The sequence below is a fragment of the Yersinia sp. FDAARGOS_228 genome (assembly GCF_002073315.2).
Lineage (GTDB): Bacteria > Pseudomonadota > Gammaproteobacteria > Enterobacterales > Enterobacteriaceae > Yersinia > Yersinia intermedia.
Window position 1 is genome coordinate 1,111,625 of the sequence record NZ_CP020409.2, and the last position, 16,630, is coordinate 1,128,254.

Genomic DNA, 16,630 nt, shown 5'->3' on the forward strand with positions numbered 1-16,630 from the left:
ACTGATTTGTCTCTTGCTTGCCGCCTGCCTGAATTTTGAAATCAATTATGTATAGCGAAACGTTGCATCAAAAGGACACCGGTTATGGCGATGGATTTAGTTGTTACCCGTAACCTCCAATTGTTTATCCGCATGGCGGAATTGCCCTGTTCGGTAATCACCTCTCGCATGCAGTGGCAGATAGAAAAACGGATTATTTTCCTTGAGTGGCGGGCATCAAGATTACTGCTCACTTGCGGTTTACAACAGCGGCACTACAGCCATGATGATCTGCTGCGGCTCCAGCAATGCTGGCGGCTTGAGCGATTCAATGGCGTGCCACAGCGTATCTACTTACTGAAAATGGGTATTATGGTCAGTTGCTCCCCGCCGGCATTGTCCGATGCTGAATTTTGGTATCAGCTCTACCGGCAGCAGTGCGCCTTACTGTGCCGCTTGCCGGGAGCATGTCCATGAGGCAATCGGCATTGATCCGTGGCTTGCTGATGATAACTGCGCGGCAGGATATTTTTCTGGCGATCATGTTGTTGGTAGCCATCTTTATGATGATCCTGCCGCTGCCAACCGTGCTGGTGGATCTGCTGATTGCGATCAATCTGGCTTTCTCGGTCATCCTGCTCATGATCTCGATTTACCTGCGCGATCCGCTCGAATTCTCGGTTTTCCCGTCGTTATTGCTGATTACCACACTTTATCGCTTGGCGTTGACTATCAGTACTACGCGCTTAGTGCTGCTCCAGCATGATGCCGGTGAGATTGTCGAGGCATTCGGTCAGTTTGTGGTTGGCGGTAATCTGGCTGTGGGGTTGATCATTTTTACTATTATCACCGTGGTCCAGTTTATCGTGATTACCAAAGGCTCAGAGCGAGTGGCAGAGGTCAGCGCCCGTTTCTCGCTTGATGGCATGCCCGGTAAACAAATGAGTATTGATGGTGATATGCGGGCGGGCGTGATCGATGCTGCCGAGGCCGGGCGGCTAAGGGAGAGGGTGCAAAAAGAGAGCCGGTTGTTTGGGGCGATGGACGGCGCGATGAAGTTCGTTAAAGGCGATGCTATTGCCGGGATTATTGTCATTCTGGTGAATATTATTGGCGGCATCACCATCGGGGTGCTGCAACATAATATGTCGGCGGAACAGGCGATGATCACCTATGCAGTGCTCTCTGTTGGCGATGGGCTATGTGCCCAAATCCCATCGTTACTTATCTCCATTACCGCTGGGATTATCGTGACCCGCGTTCCTGGCGGCGATAAACAGAGTCTGGCTAAAGATCTGGCGGTACAAGTGGGGTGTCAGCCAGATGCTTTATGGTTAGCCGCCGCCATCCTGACTGTTTTTGCTTTGTTACCCGGTTTTCCATTCCTGATTTTTATCATACTGGCGGCACTGGTGGCTGCGCCGGCGTTTTTACTCTATCGCAAGAATCAGTCAATACGACACAGAGGTACGGTAACGGGGGCCAGTGATAGCGGCTTGTCTGCGGATAATTCGATGACACCAGGAGCGGTACCCTTGATGTTGCATTGCGCGACCAACCTGGATTATCCCGAATTGGTCCGAGATATCGACAGCTTGCGTTGGCGCTGGTTTGAGCATCTTGGCGTGCCATTACCGGAGGTGGTTGTCCGCAGTGATCCTACCTTGATTGAGAACAGCTTATCGATCCGGGTCTATCAGGAGCAAGTGCTGGAACTGACATTGCCATCAGATGAGTTGCTACTGACTCAGCCCAGTGCCCAGCTAGAGACGCGCAGCCAAAGGTTAGGCAGCAGAATGGGCACTTTTGAGTGGTTAGCCGCAGAGCAGGGTAGCCATGCCAGCATCTTGGGTATCCCATATGCACAAGGACATAAACGTATTATCTCTTGCCTGACACGGGTATTTGAGCGACATACGGCTGAATTTATTGGTGTGCAGGAAACCCGTTATCTGATGGATGCGATGGAAGGGCGTTACGGGGAATTAGTGAAAGAACTACAGCGCCAGATGCCGCTGGGCAAAGTCGCGGAGATACTGCAACGGCTAGTGGAGGAGGATGTGTCGATCCGGGATTTGCGGGCCATTTTCGGCGCGCTGGTGGTCTGGGCACCGAAAGAGAAAGACAGTGTCATGTTAACCGAGTACGTGCGCATCGCCTTACGCCGCCATGTGTGTCGCCGGTTCAGTAAAAATAACCTCTGGTTACCGGTATTGCGGCTAGGGGAGGGGGCTGAGAACTTGATCCGCGAATCCATTCGCCAAACCTCTGCGGGTGCTTACTCGGCGTTAGCCGATAAACACTCACGCCTGATCCTCGACAAGATAAAAACTGCCGTTGCACAAAACAGTGATGTTGTCCTGCTGACCGCCATCGATGTACGCCGTTTTCTGCGCAAAATAGTTGAGCGGGATATTTTCACGCTGCCGGTACTTTCCTGGCAGGAATTGGGGGATGAGATGAATATCAAGGTGGCAGGCACTATTGAGTTGATTGGTGATGAACTTGATGAAGCTGCCTGATAGCCCAACACTAAGCGCTCAGTTGCATCATCAATTGCGCTTATCGTCTCTGCCGCCGGATGGTATCGCCTATCGCGGGCCAATACTGGATGTTGGCCCAACCCTATTACGCGCCAATCTGCCCGGTGTGGCGCTGGGGGAGTTATGCCGTATTGCGTCACCGGACATGCTGGCTGAAGTGGTCGCTATTGAACAACAGACTGCGTTGCTATCGCCATTCGCCTCTTCAGCCGGTTTGCGCAGTGGTCAGTGGGTGTCACCACTTGGGCATAGCCACCGTGTCAAAGTGGGGCCATCACTGCTCGGGCGGGTTTTGGATGGTTTGGGGGGGGCTATGGATGGTGGCCCTTCGGTTATCGGGCATTGGCGTGAGTTGGATTGCCAACCCCCGGAGCCACTAGCCCGCCAGCCGATTCGGCAAATACTGACTACCGGGATCCGGGCCATTGATGGCGTATTGAGCTGCGGTGAGGGGCAGCGAGTCGGTATTTTTGCGGCGGCAGGCGTCGGGAAAAGTAGCTTGCTGAGTATGCTCTGTGCGGGCAGCAATGCGGATGTCATGGTGTTAGCACTCATTGGTGAACGTGGTCGTGAAGTGCGGGAGTTTCTTGACCAGGTGCTCACCCCTGAAACCCGTGCTCGCACCGTAGTCGTGGTCGCAACCTCTGATCGCCCGGCGCTGGAGCGGCTGAAGGGTATTTATACTGCCACCACAGTGGCCGAGTATTTCCGTGAGCGCGGGTTGAAAGTGTTGTTAATGGTGGACTCGTTAACCCGCTATGCCAGAGCGGCCAGAGAAATAGGGCTGGCGGCCGGTGAACTGCCTGTGGCGGGCAGCTTTCCTCCCAGCGTCTTTGCGGCATTACCCCGCTTATTGGAACGGGCCGGTAACAGTGAATGTGGCAGTATCACCGCTTTTTACACCGTACTGGTGGAAGGGGACGATATGAATGAGCCGGTAGCTGATGAGGTGCGTTCGCTGTTGGATGGGCACATTGTGCTATCACGCCGACTGGCCGGTGCCGGGCACTATCCGGCTATTGATATTGCCGCCAGTGTCAGCCGTATCATGCCGCAAATCGTCACGGTAGAACATCTGGCGCTGGCACAGAAATTGCGCCACATACAAGCCTGCTATCAAGAGATCGAACTGTTGGTTCGCGTGGGTGAATATCAGGCGGGGCAAGACCCGCAGGCTGATGACGCACTGCAACGTTACCCGAAGATCTGTGCCTTTTTGCAACAGGAGAACGCCTTATCGTGCCATTCCGACGCCGTCAGCCTCAACCACACCTTGGAACAACTCGGCCAAATAATCAATTGAACCACCCCGCGCTGGATATTTTGCAGCGCTTGCTCTCTTTACGGCAACGCAAGGAGCGCCGGTTACGCCAACAACTGTTCTGTTTGCAGCAAGAACAACAGCAGCAGGAACTGCAATTGATACAGTGCCGTCGCGAACGCCACCAGTTATGTCAGCAGTTACAACAACTTGCACAATGGCGCGGTAGGCTGCTCCCCGCGCAAGCGGATCAGCAGAGAGTTTTACAACATCAGGTGTATCAGGCGGAGCGGCAGCAGCAAAAGCAAATTAGCACGTTGCACGCTCTGGGGCTGCAACAACGGGGCGCTATAGCAGCACAACAGGCGCTGATACGGAGTAATCAGCGTGAACAGGAAAAATTACGGATGTTAATAAAAGATGAGTCGAATCGATATTGAAGGGGCATTACCTCTGCTCAGTGAGCATTATTTGGGCGGTTATTCGCAGCAGCTAGTCGGTAATGAGAGACAAAAACAGCAATTTGCCCGTTATCTTTCTCCGCGCGTTCTTCCCATGGCGGAGATGGCTGATGCAATTACCACGGTGAGAGATCGTGGCTTGATATCCACTGATTACTGCATTGCCAGTGGGCCGTTGCGTGGGACACGCGTCAGTGTCAGCCTGGCTGTTCAGGGCTTAACTATTGTGCTCAGCCACGCCAATGGTGAATTGGTTGAACGTTTGCAACGTATACAGTCGCGCTGGCAACGGCAACTGCACTTGTTAGGCTTTCCCTGCTGGTTGGAGGTCATCCATGTTCGAGAGTCTGACGGCTGAATTACGCCAACTCAGCACCGTGATTGGTCATGGGCGGCATTCGGCTGGGGTGTCTGCAACCTTCATCAAAGCTGGGGGTGAAGGGATTTATCTGCCACTGCAATTTAACGGGCAGGAATGTGGCTTGTGGTTATCGCAGTCATGTTGGCAGCACTGGCTGGCTTATACGCTGGCAACGGATGATGCCCCTCTTCTGGCGGCAGAATTGGTGAATGCAATGGCGCATTGGGCCGTCAGTCCACTGCTTGCATCGCTACCTGAGTTGGTCATTCATGACACGCCTCCTCAGGCGGTGACACTGCTGACGCAGTGGGCGGTGGGGCTGACTTTCGAACTGGAAGGGCAGCAACTCAGTGTCGTGCTGTGTAACTGGCCGCCGGTGGCATTAATAGCAAGGTTATCCCACTGGCAGAGTGAGGCGCTACCCGCTCAGCAAAATGCTGTCTGGCAAGCTGGCTTAGTGGTTGGTTGGAGTCATTTATCCTTACACCAGTTACAGCAAATCAGGCCTGGAGAGGGGGTGCGGATACTGGCGGCTGCTGAACTGGAACAGGGGAATTGTTGGTTATGGCAGAGGGCATCCGCGCAGATTTATATCAAATTAGAGGATGGAAACAAAATGACAATTCAACAGGTTAATGACGATATTGACCGGTTGCTGGCGCTGGATATTGCCACTGTGACCCAAGAACCACCGGCGGTGGCGCTAGAGCAATTACCGCAGACACTCGTCATGGAGATTGGGCGGCTGACACTGCCACTGAGTGATATCAAGCAGTTAGCCGTCGGGCAAACGCTGGACTGTAAAACCGCCTTCTACGGTGAAGTGAATATTCGTTTGCATGGGCAATCGGTGGGCAGTGGCAGTCTGTTGTGTTGTGATGAGCAGTTGATTGTGCGGATTGAGCAATGGTTTCTCACCTCTCGCCCTTGAGAATGCGGTGCTGTTGGGCTGAGGCACTGAGGTTATTCAGGTCATGACCTGATTCCGGCTAAGGCGGGCTGGGGAAATACTGTGGGTATTGTTTTTACTTAACAGGCCAGTCTTTTGCGGAACCGATTATGGAGCTACTGAATTCGTCCTCTCAATTGATTGTCCTGCTTTTTTTGCTGTCGGTGCTGCCATTGCTGATGGTGATGGGCACCTCATTCCTCAAATTATCGATAGTTTTTTCTTTGTTACGCAATGCGTTGGGTGTTCAGCAGGTGCCCCCTAATATCGCTATTTACGGGCTGGCCTTGGTATTAACTATTTTCATCATGGCACCGGTTGGCTTAGATGTGCACGCCCGACTACAAGATGAGCCGCTACCCAACGACATTGGCGCTTTGCTACAACATATTGATGAGCATGCACTGGTGCCATACCGCGATTTTTTGCAACGTAATACCGATACAGAACAAGTCACCTTTTTTAACGATATCGTCCAAACCAAATGGCCCGAACGCTATCGCAATAGTGTAAAACCCAATTCACTGTTGATATTAATGCCTGCATTTACGCTAACCCAACTGACTGAAGCATTCAAAATCGGTTTGTTGCTCTACTTGCCGTTTGTGGCGATCGACTTAATTGTGTCCAATATTCTGTTAGCCATGGGCATGATGATGGTGTCACCCATTACCATTTCACTCCCATTCAAGCTATTGATTTTTATTCTTATTGACGGCTGGGGATTGCTGCTAGGTCAGTTGGTGGGGTCGTATTTATGATTATCCAGCGAGGGCTGCATCAATGAGCAATGCCATTGTTGTGCATCTGGCGACCCAACTGTTATGGATAGTTTTACTGCTCTCGATGCCAGTCGTGGTAGTGGCCTCCGTGGTCGGGTTAATTGTCAGTTTGTTGCAAGCGCTCACCCAAATCCAGGATCAAACATTACAGTTTTTGATTAAATTACTGGCGGTGTCAGCCACGTTATTGATTACCTACCATTGGATGGGCGCGACACTGCTGAATTATACCCAGCAGACCTTTTTGCAAATTACCAGTATGCGGTCCTGAGATGCATGACTCTCTGTATTGGCTTGAGGCGCTGGGGGTGGCGATGATGCGCCCTTACGGCATGTTGCTGATATTACCCCTGTTTACTGTGCGCAGTCTGGGCAGTAGCTTATTGCGTAACGGCCTGGTTTTTGCCATAGCTTTACCGGTCACACCACTGTTTTTCTCCCTGCCACTGATAACCCACGATAGCCTCATCGGTTGGTTTGGGGTGCTGTGTGTTGAGCTATTGATTGGGGTGATGATTGGCTTTGTCGCGGCGCTGCCTTTCTGGGCCATTGATATGGCGGGGTTCCTGATTGACACCTTGCGTGGTGCCACCATGTCCACCTTGTTCAACCCCAGTATGGGCATGGAATCGTCTATTTTTGGTGTGTTGTTTACGCAAATATTAACCGTACTGTTTTTATTATCTGGCGGTTTCAATCTGGTGCTGGCAGCACTCTATGGCTCCTATGACATTCTGCCTGTTGGCAGTGGTATTCGCCCCTCATCAGCAATGCTGCACTTCCTACAAAGTGAGTGGCTACTGATGCAGGAACTCTGTCTGAGCTTTGCGTTACCCGCGATGCTGGTGATGGTATTAGCTGATTTATCTTTAGGATTAATCAATCGCTCGGCACAACAACTGAATGTTTTCTTTCTGGCGATGCCGATTAAAAGTGCATTGGCCCTGCTTTTATTGCTGATTAGCCTGCCTTATGCCCTACATCACTATCTGGTGGGGATTAACCAGACCGAACAGAAGATAAACACACTTATCCCACTGATAAATGGGGCTGCTAATGGGGGGTGAGAGCAGTGAAAAGAACGAAAAACCTACCGCGAAACGCCTGAAGGAAGCCAGGGAGAAAGGGCAGGTGATTAAAAGTGTTGAGATAACCTCCGGCGCGCAATTAGTGGTGCTGGTGGTTTACTTTCTCCTGACAGGCTACACGTTGGTCGATCAGGCCATCGTACTTATCCGTAGCTCAATCAGCCAATTACAACAACCGTTGGCCATGGCACTGGCCCGCATTGGTGCGGAGTGCATGGCAGTAGTTATTCATATTATGGGGATATTGGGTGGCGCGCTGATTTTAGTCACCATTCTTGCCGGTATCGCGCAAGTCGGGCCGTTATTGGCAACCAAAGCGGTAGAGTTTAAAGGCGAACATATCAATCCAATCAATAATGCCAAACAACTATTCTCACTGCGCAGTGTGTTTGAACTGACCAAGTCATTATTGAAAGTCGGGGTGCTCACGCTGATTTTCGGCTATTTATTGCTGCACTATGCGGTTTCTTTTGGTTATCTGGCTTACTGCGGAAGCCGTTGTGCGATCCCCGTCTTTGCCACATTAATGAGCTGGTTACTGGGTGCTCTGGTTGCTTGTTATGTGGTTTTCTCTTTGATGGACTATGCCTTTCAACGCTATAACACCATGAAACAACTAAAAATGTCTCTGGAGGAGATCAAACGGGAACATAAAGACAGCAACGGAGACCCACATATCAAGCAGAAACGCCGGCAGTTACAGCATGAAGTGCAAAGTGGCAGTTTTGCTAAAAACGTCAGACGCTCTACCGCAGTGGTACGTAATCCTACCCATTTTGCGGTTTGTCTGTTTTATCATGCTGATGATGCCCCCTTGCCTGTTGTGATTGAAAAGGGTCATGGCGAACAGGCTGCGCTGATCATTGCATTAGCAGAGGAACAGGGTATTCCTGTGGTGGAAAATATTGCGCTGGCACGGGCGTTACACCGTGATGTGGCCTGTGGCGATACCATACCAGAGCAATTCTTCGAGCCAGTGGCGGCTATCCTGCGCTTGGCCTTGGCCTTGGATTATCAACTGCCAGAGGATGAAAACTGTTGATCGCAGTGGTTTGCTGTTTGGTTTTGGTATCGTGCTGGCGGGGGATGCGAAACCGGCTGGATGTATCGTGCTAGATATTCAGCAGGATGGCCCTACGATTCGTTATTTGATTCAGCGCTGAGATGAGTAAGCCTATGGTGCTGATTTTTCCTTTGGGGTTAATGCGTTATCTGTTCAGTGACAGAGGCGTAATCCGAAAGTGTTGAGTACGAGCCAAGCGAAATACGTGATTAAGCAGGCCATGATTTTTATTGTTTTGATAACACTCATGGCCTATCCGATTAGTTTAACTCAGTTGTCGTTTTGCTGGGGCTGGCCACGGCAAGAGACACACCTGCGGCTCTAAGCCGTTTTAATATGCTGAATAACAAAGAGCTTTTGGTATTACTGACCATCCGTGGACTGGGTACTAAGCCGGTCACACTGAGGACAATACCGTCCGGGCTTAACTGACTGAATTTTACTGATGGAGCCGGGGTATCAAGTATCGACTCGTGCTCTTCATAAGCTTCTATCAACAGTGTCTGTGCCAATTCAACATCCAAATCCAGCGGGAAGGTCAGGGCAATGGTCACCACCCCTTGAGCATTCGCCATGGTGGCGTTACGCACATTCTGCGAAATCAATTGGGAGTTCGGGACAATAACCGTCGAACGGTCACTGAGTTGAATCTCGGTAGCGCGGACATTGATGCGGCGAATGTCTCCTTCAACTCCACTGATACTGATCAAATCCCCCACTTTGACTGGCCGCTCGGTCAGCAAAATAATGCCGGAAATAAAGTTCTTCACAATCTCCTGCAAGCCAAAGCCGATACCTACCGACAGTGCACTGACAATCCAGGCTAATTTATTCCATTGGATACCCAGTACCGATAAGGTCAGTAGGATCACCAGCACGTAACCGATGTTACTGAAAAGCGTTACCGCCGAGGTCTTTATACCGGAATCCATCTGGGTTTTGGGTAAGAACTCATTATTCAGCCAACGCCGTGCGGCTTTGAGCACGTATAAGCCGACCAGTAAGCAAACCAGCGCATTAAATAAGTTAGTGGGAACAATATTTAATTTTTCCAGCCCTTCGCCACTTAATAACTCTGCCGCCTTTTGCAGTAGTGAAATCGGGGTAGTGGAGCCAAAGGTGCCGTTGAGTAATGCGATAATTGCCAACAGTATCAGCAGTACTTTGCTGGAAGCGGAGAGTAACGTTGCTGCTTGGGCTAAATGGCGGTCATCAATATTCAGTGATTGCTTAATGGCTTTACCGGCGCTGCTGGTGGGCGAGAAAATACTTTCTGCCAAATCAACACACAGGTGAACTAATAAATACAAACAGGCGATGACCAGACAGCTCCACACCAGCTTGTAACTTAAGAATTTTGCCAGTGCGATATAACCGACCAACAGTGACAGTAATATGGCTAATGCCGTAATGCCGATAGCGAAATGAATCAATCCAGCCAGCGTGGAATAGGCTTCCGGTTTTTCGCCATTGACTACCAAATTACGCCGTACCCGATTAGCACGTAACGGAATAATCGCCGCAGTAAGCGCCACCAACAACGCCGAAATACCATTACTAAAAATGGCCCCGGACACACTGATATTGATCATATTGTTCATCTGATCAAGGGCACCGAAAATCATGATGCAACTGGCTAGCAGAGGGGGGAATAGTCTCAGTGATGCGGCCACTTCATCAGCGATGGCAGGCAACCGCCATGAGGGGCGTTGGTTGGATAAAAATGCCCGCCCAAGGCCCGCGATTAAGGCTGAGAAGAACATGAGCTGAACAAATGCCAGCGCAAAATCCATCACTACCTGTGAGACATCCGGCGTGCGGGTAAAAGTTTGAGTGATACATTGCGCTACTGTGACAGTAATCAACACCGTACAAAGCGTGGTGGCTGAGGCCATAAAACTGCGGCGCAGCGGGCCTAGTGGTAAGTATTTGGTACAAAACCAGGCGGTTAGCACATCGAGAAATTTAAACCCAAATACGCTGATTAAGAGTGCTAGCAGCAGATACATCGTGGTGCCGAACCGCCATTCGGGTTCCCAGGCAGCACTCCAGGCATCGGCCAGCTCTTGGGTGAAATCTTTCAGCCGGCGATCATCGTCAGCATCGGGATTGACGATCGGCGCCCAGAAGTTTGCACCCAAGATGCTGCCAGAGTTTAAAGCAATTTGTGATTTCAACGCCGTGCGCCGTAAAGCGATAATCTGTGTTGCCAGATTTTCTGCGTTGGTTTTGATCGCTTGGGCCTGATCATTCTGGCCATCCAACTGGATTTTACGGGTATTCAAGACCCGCCGCTGCTGGGCGACTACCGGGGTCTCTGCCAGTGCACCGGCGGCAGGTAATGGGCCCAAAACCTCCAACTGTGTTTGGAGTTGTTCCCGCTTAGGCTTCAGGTCGGCGAGCAAGATATCAACGTCACGGACCAGTGCTAATGCGGTTTCGTTTAGCACACTAAACTGGTTATCGGCGGTACTGACCGAAACACTCTGTTTCAGCTTATCTAACTGTTTTTGCAAGCCAATAAGTTGTACTGATACTGCCGGTTTTACTGGCGCCTCACTGTTTTCAGCCGCCGCGTCTGATGCTATGGCGGCAATGCTGGTACCTGATGTTGACGCAAAAATAAGCGTTAGTAACAGCCACAGCAGCGGATAGTTTCTACGTGCAACAACGTACCCAATCTTTTTCATAAAACCGATTAGCCCGAAAGTGAGTGCCACAATTAACCCGAAAATCCTGTAGGTGTGCTGTTAAAGCTCGCCTGAGCGCCATTGTGGCACACTCTGTGGGTTACGGAATAATCTTACTCCGATAATTACTTCTCTTACTTCAAATGATAAAGATAATAATTATCATTGAAATTAACACTCTCATTTAATAGATTGTGCGCTGAACTTATGGACCCACGATTTGTGGCACGCAGGCAATGCGATTGCGCTGTGAAATAGCAATGGATGCTGGTTATAACCATCTATTTTATATGCCTAATTATCTGGGGAAGATAACTATGTTTTCGGGTTTTGTCATAAAGCGTTCTGCTATTTTATGTTCATTGGCGATGTGTATTCCTTTCGCTTCGCTGGCTGAAGATACGATAGAAGTCACGGCCAAAGCGGGTAATGCTGCTGATCTCCCAACCTCGGGCTACACGGCAAAAACCACCAAAGGGGCCACCAAAACTGATCAGCCCTTAATTCTTACGGCCCAGGCGGTATCGGTGGTGACGCGTCAGCAAATGGATGACCAAAATGTCGCCACGATTAATCAGGCGCTGAATTACACTCCCGGCGTGTTCACCGGTTTTTCTGGTGGAGCCAACCGTTATGACACCATCGCATTGCGTGGTTTCCACGGCGGTGATGTGAATAATACCTTCCTTGATGGCTTGCGCTTACTCAGTGACGGCGGCAGTTTTAACGTGTTGCAAGTAGACCCGTGGTTCCTGGAGCGCATTGATGTCATCAAAGGCCCCTCTTCGGCACTGTATGGTCAGAGTATCCCCGGTGGTGTGGTGATGATGACATCTAAACGCCCACAGTTTACTTCTGAAGGCCATTTCCGCCTGACTGCCGGGAATAACAATACACAAGCAGTTGCCTTTGATTATACCGATGCTATATCCGAGCATTGGGCGTTTCGCCTCACCGGGATTACCCGTAACAGTGACACCATGTACGACCATCAGCGTGAAGAGCGCTATGCCATCGCACCCTCATTATTGTGGCAGCCGGATGAAAATACCTCCTTGTTATTGCGGGCTAATTTGCAAAAAGATCCTTCTGGTGGCTACCACAGTTCGGTGCCGGCTGATGGCAGCATCTATGGGCAGAAATTAAGCCGTGGTTTCTTTGATGGCGAAAGTAACCACAATGTATTTAAACGTTGGCAGCAAATCTATAGCTATGAATTTTCACATAAATTTGATGATATTTGGTCATTCCGCCAAAATGCCAGCTATACCCATTCCAATACTCAGCTAGAACAGGTTTATCAGGGGGGATGGAATAGCGATCGCACTCTGATGAATCGTTATTATTCCGGTGAGGACTCTTCACTCAACGCATTCGCCATTGATAACCAACTGGGTGCTGATTTTGCTACCGCTGCAGTGGAACATAAGGTGATGCTGGGCTTTGATTTCCAGAAGTTCAGCAATAATCTGCGCAGCGACAGCGCTTTTGCGACCACCCTGAACCCTTACACCGGTATTTCGGCGGGGAGCACGCTTTATAGCGATTATCTGCTGACCACTCCGGGCATCAACACCTCCTATTTAAACCGCCGCTATGAACAGAGTGGCATCTATTTGCAAGATGAAATGACGCTGGATAATTGGCACCTGAATCTATCAGGCCGCTATGACCGGATGAAAACTGAAAACATTAATAAGACTGCCAATAGCACGGATGAACGCACCGATAAACATGCCAGTGGGCGTGCGGCATTACTGTATAGCTTCGACAGTGGCATTTCGCCCTATGTCAGCTACAGTCAGGCCATCACGCCAAGTCTGTTCCCAGATGCACAACAAAACTTATTGAAACCGATGACCAGCGAGCAGTATGAAGTCGGTATTAAATATCAGCCGCCGGGCAGCACTTCACTCTATTCCGCCGTTTTATATGACCTGACACAAAATGATGTGGCAAACCGTGCCGTACCAGCGACCTATTTTGTGCCAGCCGGTAAAGTTAATTCACAGGGGTTGGAGCTGGAGGCCAGAAGCCAGGTTAATGACCGGTTAAGCGTGATTGCGGGCTATACCTATAATCGAGTGAAATTCAAAGATGCTATTGATGGTAATGATGGCAATACACCGGTGTTAGCACCGTCAAATATGGCATCACTGTGGGCACAATATGAAGCGGGTTACGGAATCAATATTGGTGCGGGTATCCGCTATATTGGTAAGCAATGGGCTGATGACGCTAATACGTTGCGCGTACCCTCCTATACACTGGGCGATGCCTCTGTCCGCGCTGATTTGGGCACTTGGGCTGCGTCACTGAAAGGGGCATTTGTTCAATTAAATGTGAATAATATCGCCGACAAGAAATACGTCGCGGCCTGTTACAACACTTCCTATTGCTACTGGGGTGCTGAACGTTCAGTGCTAGCAACCGTCGGTTATGATTTCTAACTAATAATACTGGCTTCGGTACTGTATTACACCGAAGCCCGTCTATTTAGCTTTAACCTTATTTACTGCCATGAGAACCCTAACTCAGCGCCAGAATGGGCGGCTATAATCCCGTTTGATATCATCCCGGCTTAAGCCAATATCCTTCAATTGATCTGAATTCAATCTTGACAGCGTATTCGCAGTTTTACGTCGTTCATTCCACTGGTATAGGTATCTGTATGCTTTCAGCCATACTTGAATAAAAATATTGTGGCGACTTTTCGTTGCTCGCGCAGCCGACGAACAGCATTCATCTATTTGATCTTCAATTATATTATTCATCATCGACTCCCCGTCATTAGGTGAGCCACTAGCATGAAACTTTGGCGGAAAACATTACAGATGCAAATGGGGACTATTATTTCCATACAGATATGCGATATATAAACTGAATAGTACAAATAAGCGCCATCTGTACTGGTCCTTCTCAATTTATCAGGTGATACCAATGACTCGTTACCAACAACTGGCTGATATTCTTAGTCAACGGATTAAAGAGGGGCTGTATATTGCCGGGGAGCGGTTGCCTTCTGTCAGAGTATTGAGTGACGAGCATGGTGTTAGCATCAGTACCGTCCAGCAGGCTTATCGGCAACTGGAGGAGTGCTTGCTCATTGAAGCGCGAGCAAAATCGGGTTATTTCGTGCGTTGCAGTTCAAACCTGCCTTCTTTACCGGCGACATGCACTCATGCTCAGCGGCCGGTAGAGATATCACAGTGGGAAAATACGCTGGCATTTTTGACCAGAGGCGATCAAACGAATGTTATTCATTTAGGTGTCGGTTCGCCCGATCTTTCTGGGCCGGGACTAAAAATACTCAGCCGATTGCTTAGCCGAATTAGCCTACACCAAAGTGAGGAAGTGCTGGAGTACGACAATATTTATGGCACTCCGGTGTTGCGTGAGCAAATTGCCCGGCTGATGCTGGACAGCGGTAATCATCAGTCGGCTGAAAATATCATTATTACTTCTGGCTGCCATGGCGCATTGGCTATCGCATTGGGGGCGGTTTGTCAGGCTGGTGATATTGTTGCTATCGATTCCCCCAGTTTTCATGGTGCGATGCAAACCCTGAAAGGGATGGGAATGAAGGTGATTGAGATCCCGACCGATCCGGTGGTGGGGATCAGTTTGGAGGCATTGGAAATGGCATTGGATCAATGGCCGATCAAAGCGATTCAGCTTACTCCAACCTGCAATAACCCTTTGGGCTACAATATGCCGGACGAACGCAAGAAGGCTTTACTGACCTTAGCTCAGCGCTATGATGTGGCAATTATTGAAGATGATGTGTATGGCGCGTTGGCTTATCAATATCCGCGCCCACCGACCATTGCCTCATTTGATGATGATGGTCGGGTGTTACTGTGCAGTTCTTTCTCTAAAACGGTGGCACCTGGTTTACGTATTGGTTGGATTGCACCGGGGCGCTATTTAGAGAAAGCGCTGCACATGAAATATATTTCTGCCGGGCGGGTGGCGTCGTTGCCGCAACTGGCGATGGCCGAGTTTATCAAGCAAGGCCATTACATGCAGCACTTGCGCCGGATGCGCCGCCAATATCAACGTAACCGCGATATTATGACCGGCTGGGTAATGAAATACTTTCCACCGAGTACTTGCCTGAGCAGGCCGCAGGGCAGCTTTATGCTCTGGGTCGAATTGCCTCATGGCTTTGATAGCTTGCGGCTTAATCGCTGCTTATTACCGCAGGGAGTACAGGTTGCGGCTGGGTTTATTAGTTCAGCTTCAGGGAAATACCGCAATTGCCTGCGGCTCAGTTACAGCAAACCAATGACCGCAGAAATCGAACGGGCAGTGCAAATTGTCGGTAAGGCAATTTATGAATTATTGGCGGAAAGTGAACCTAAAGTGACCGAAAAGCTAAACCAGCCATAGGCAGGCAAAGTTACCTAAGCAGGTAAAGTTAATGGCAAAGTACCTGCGGCGCAGAGAACTGGCAGATGGTAAAGACACGGTAAAATTATCCTTGATGATTCGAACCGCGCCATTCCTGATGCGGGCGCTTTACTCTTCTGATTATCCTTACGGCGCTCCGATAGCGCCATCGTGATTTGGCACTGGTTTGACTGGCTGCTCGTTTTGAGCCTCGTAATGTGTATCACTTACTGGCGCAAATAGATCTGTGGTAGGGCGGTTTCAGGGTGGCGTGAAATCCCCAAATCTGCCTGATACCAGCGAGTCAGTGTCTCGGCATTGAGCACTTCCTCTGGTGTGCCACAGGCCACCAGTTCCCCTTGGGCCAGCAGCAGGATTCGATCCGCATACAGCGCCGCCAGGTTCAAATCATGCAGTACGCAACAGACTGCCAGTGGTTGTTGATTGGTCAACTGCCGCAGCAAGCGCAGCGTATGCTGTTGATGATACAAATCTAACGCCGATGTTGGTTCATCAAGAAACAGCCAGCGTGGTGTCGGTTGTGGTTGCCACAATTGTGCCAATACGCGGGCTAATTGTACCCGTTGTTGTTCACCGCCGGATAGGGCACGGTAGTCACGCTGCGCCAGAGACAAACAATCCGTCTGAGCCATTACCTCTTCTAATGCTTGCCTCTTTTGTGCCGCCCCATAAGGGGCCCGGCCCATCTGAATCACTTCGCTAACACTAAACGGAAAAGCCAGATTACTGTATTGCCGCATCACGGCGCGGGTACGGGCCAATGCCTGCGGTTGCCAACTCTTCAGGTTTTTGCCGAGCAATTGGCACTGGCCATCTGAAGGGGGGAGATAGCCCGTCAACAACCGCAGCAGGGTTGATTTCCCCGCGCCGTTCGGCCCGATAATAGCGACCATTTCGCCGCTGGCAATTTGCAGAGAAACATTCTTGATTAGCTTTTGGCCCTGCACATGATAGGAGAGCCGATTGGCCTCTAATAACGCTGTAGATGCTGCCGAATTATTCACCCCAGCTATATTAACTCCTGCCATGTCAACCAATTC

General features: G+C 50.1%; 16 protein-coding genes and 1 pseudogene. 14 read left to right on the forward strand and 3 right to left on the reverse strand.

The genetic code is table 11. From position 1 onward, the window contains the following. Positions 1 to 84: 84 nt before the first annotated feature. The 11 genes and pseudogenes from A6J67_RS05085 to A6J67_RS05135 form a co-directional block, all read left to right on the forward strand. Positions 85 to 456, forward strand: coding sequence for a hypothetical protein (locus A6J67_RS05085; protein ID WP_005187246.1), 372 nt, complete (start codon positions 85 to 87; stop codon positions 454 to 456). Next, the gene (locus tag A6J67_RS05090) at positions 453 to 2,501 is read left to right on the forward strand and encodes an EscV/YscV/HrcV family type III secretion system export apparatus protein (RefSeq protein ID WP_080608063.1); all 2,049 of its coding nucleotides are present in this window, start codon (positions 453 to 455) and stop codon (positions 2,499 to 2,501) included. Before A6J67_RS05085 ends, A6J67_RS05090 begins: the two co-directional genes overlap by 4 nt. Further along, positions 2,488 to 3,825, forward strand: coding sequence for an EscN/YscN/HrcN family type III secretion system ATPase (locus A6J67_RS05095; RefSeq protein ID WP_080608462.1), 1,338 nt, complete (start codon positions 2,488 to 2,490; stop codon positions 3,823 to 3,825). Before A6J67_RS05090 ends, A6J67_RS05095 begins: the two co-directional genes overlap by 14 nt. After that, positions 3,822 to 4,223: a type III secretion protein gene (locus A6J67_RS05100; protein WP_371112986.1), complete on the forward strand. Its 402-nt coding sequence runs from the start codon at positions 3,822 to 3,824 to the stop codon at positions 4,221 to 4,223. Before A6J67_RS05095 ends, A6J67_RS05100 begins: the two co-directional genes overlap by 4 nt. Beyond that, complete coding sequence (locus tag A6J67_RS05105) at positions 4,204 to 4,602, forward strand: hypothetical protein (protein WP_032906805.1); 399 nt, start codon at positions 4,204 to 4,206, stop codon at positions 4,600 to 4,602. Before A6J67_RS05100 ends, A6J67_RS05105 begins: the two co-directional genes overlap by 20 nt. After that, complete coding sequence (locus tag A6J67_RS05110) at positions 4,580 to 5,536, forward strand: YscQ/HrcQ family type III secretion apparatus protein (RefSeq protein ID WP_050297135.1); 957 nt, start codon at positions 4,580 to 4,582, stop codon at positions 5,534 to 5,536. Before A6J67_RS05105 ends, A6J67_RS05110 begins: the two co-directional genes overlap by 23 nt. A 128-nt stretch (positions 5,537 to 5,664) precedes the next feature. Then, a complete protein-coding gene (gene sctR / locus A6J67_RS05115) occupies positions 5,665 to 6,315 on the forward strand; it encodes a type III secretion system export apparatus subunit SctR (protein WP_005187265.1) in 651 nt (216 codons plus the stop codon). A 22-nt stretch (positions 6,316 to 6,337) separates the two neighbouring features. Further along, entirely contained in the window at positions 6,338 to 6,607 is a 270-nt protein-coding gene (locus tag A6J67_RS05120; protein ID WP_005187268.1) for an EscS/YscS/HrcS family type III secretion system export apparatus protein, read from the forward strand. 1 nt (position 6,608) lies between these two features. Beyond that, a complete protein-coding gene (sctT, locus tag A6J67_RS05125) occupies positions 6,609 to 7,403 on the forward strand; it encodes a type III secretion system export apparatus subunit SctT (RefSeq protein ID WP_042568716.1) in 795 nt (264 codons plus the stop codon). Continuing rightward, on the forward strand, positions 7,393 to 8,466 hold the full coding sequence (locus A6J67_RS05130; RefSeq protein WP_050073207.1) for an EscU/YscU/HrcU family type III secretion system export apparatus switch protein: 1,074 nt from the start codon (positions 7,393 to 7,395) through the stop codon (positions 8,464 to 8,466). Before sctT ends, A6J67_RS05130 begins: the two co-directional genes overlap by 11 nt. 43 nt (positions 8,467 to 8,509) lie before the next feature. Then, positions 8,510 to 8,587 (forward strand): annotated as a pseudogene (locus tag A6J67_RS05135) (SirA-like protein); the annotation flags it as partial. A gap of 160 nt (positions 8,588 to 8,747) precedes the next feature. On the opposite strand, the gene A6J67_RS05140 reads toward A6J67_RS05135, so the two are convergent. Further along, positions 8,748 to 11,207: a DUF3772 domain-containing protein gene (locus A6J67_RS05140; protein ID WP_172668573.1), complete on the reverse strand. Its 2,460-nt coding sequence runs from the start codon at positions 11,205 to 11,207 to the stop codon at positions 8,748 to 8,750. Between the two features lie 287 nt (positions 11,208 to 11,494). Here A6J67_RS05140 and A6J67_RS05145 point away from each other — a divergent pair, with 287 nt between their 5' ends. Next, positions 11,495 to 13,627 (forward strand): TonB-dependent siderophore receptor, encoded by a 2,133-nt coding sequence (locus tag A6J67_RS05145; RefSeq protein WP_050297230.1) that lies wholly within the window; start codon positions 11,495 to 11,497, stop codon positions 13,625 to 13,627. Positions 13,628 to 13,711: 84 nt separating this feature from the next. Here the strand turns inward: A6J67_RS05145 and A6J67_RS05150 are convergent, their stop codons facing one another. Continuing rightward, a complete protein-coding gene (locus tag A6J67_RS05150; RefSeq protein WP_313770023.1) occupies positions 13,712 to 13,954 on the reverse strand; it encodes a DUF1127 domain-containing protein in 243 nt (80 codons plus the stop codon). A 163-nt stretch (positions 13,955 to 14,117) separates the two neighbouring features. Between A6J67_RS05150 and A6J67_RS05155 the strand changes: the two genes are divergently transcribed. Both A6J67_RS05155 and A6J67_RS23405 read left to right on the forward strand, forming a co-directional pair. Beyond that, positions 14,118 to 15,569, forward strand: coding sequence for a PLP-dependent aminotransferase family protein (locus A6J67_RS05155; protein ID WP_050085715.1), 1,452 nt, complete (start codon positions 14,118 to 14,120; stop codon positions 15,567 to 15,569). 31 nt (positions 15,570 to 15,600) lie between these two features. Next, positions 15,601 to 15,744, forward strand: a complete 144-nt coding sequence (locus A6J67_RS23405) for a hypothetical protein (RefSeq protein WP_005187295.1) — start codon at positions 15,601 to 15,603, stop codon at positions 15,742 to 15,744. Between the two features lie 52 nt (positions 15,745 to 15,796). On the opposite strand, the gene A6J67_RS05160 is transcribed toward A6J67_RS23405, so the two are convergent. Beyond that, positions 15,797 to 16,618, reverse strand: a complete 822-nt coding sequence (locus tag A6J67_RS05160) for a heme ABC transporter ATP-binding protein (RefSeq protein ID WP_080608463.1) — start codon at positions 16,616 to 16,618, stop codon at positions 15,797 to 15,799. Positions 16,619 to 16,630: the final 12 nt, after the last annotated feature.

What these genes read in the sequence shown, in the direction of transcription:
- sctR (WP_005187265.1), top strand. Translation starts at nt 5,665, where the DNA reads ATGGAGCTACTGAATTCGTCCTCTCAATTGATTGTCCTGCTTTTTTTG.
- A6J67_RS05145 (WP_050297230.1), top strand. Translation starts at nt 11,495, where the DNA reads ATGTTTTCGGGTTTTGTCATAAAGCGTTCTGCTATTTTATGTTCATTG.
- A6J67_RS05110 (WP_050297135.1), top strand. Translation starts at nt 4,580, where the DNA reads ATGTTCGAGAGTCTGACGGCTGAATTACGCCAACTCAGCACCGTGATT.
- A6J67_RS05120 (WP_005187268.1), top strand. Translation starts at nt 6,338, where the DNA reads ATGAGCAATGCCATTGTTGTGCATCTGGCGACCCAACTGTTATGGATA.
- sctT (WP_042568716.1), top strand. Translation starts at nt 6,609, where the DNA reads ATGCATGACTCTCTGTATTGGCTTGAGGCGCTGGGGGTGGCGATGATG.
- A6J67_RS05160 (WP_080608463.1), bottom strand. Translation starts at nt 16,618, where the DNA reads ATGGCAGGAGTTAATATAGCTGGGGTGAATAATTCGGCAGCATCTACA.
- A6J67_RS05150 (WP_313770023.1), bottom strand. Translation starts at nt 13,954, where the DNA reads ATGATGAATAATATAATTGAAGATCAAATAGATGAATGCTGTTCGTCG.
- A6J67_RS05095 (WP_080608462.1), top strand. Translation starts at nt 2,488, where the DNA reads ATGAAGCTGCCTGATAGCCCAACACTAAGCGCTCAGTTGCATCATCAA.
- A6J67_RS05105 (WP_032906805.1), top strand. Translation starts at nt 4,204, where the DNA reads ATGAGTCGAATCGATATTGAAGGGGCATTACCTCTGCTCAGTGAGCAT.
- A6J67_RS23405 (WP_005187295.1), top strand. Translation starts at nt 15,601, where the DNA reads ATGGCAAAGTACCTGCGGCGCAGAGAACTGGCAGATGGTAAAGACACG.
- A6J67_RS05085 (WP_005187246.1), top strand. Translation starts at nt 85, where the DNA reads ATGGCGATGGATTTAGTTGTTACCCGTAACCTCCAATTGTTTATCCGC.
- A6J67_RS05130 (WP_050073207.1), top strand. Translation starts at nt 7,393, where the DNA reads ATGGGGGGTGAGAGCAGTGAAAAGAACGAAAAACCTACCGCGAAACGC.
- A6J67_RS05155 (WP_050085715.1), top strand. Translation starts at nt 14,118, where the DNA reads ATGACTCGTTACCAACAACTGGCTGATATTCTTAGTCAACGGATTAAA.
- A6J67_RS05090 (WP_080608063.1), top strand. Translation starts at nt 453, where the DNA reads ATGAGGCAATCGGCATTGATCCGTGGCTTGCTGATGATAACTGCGCGG.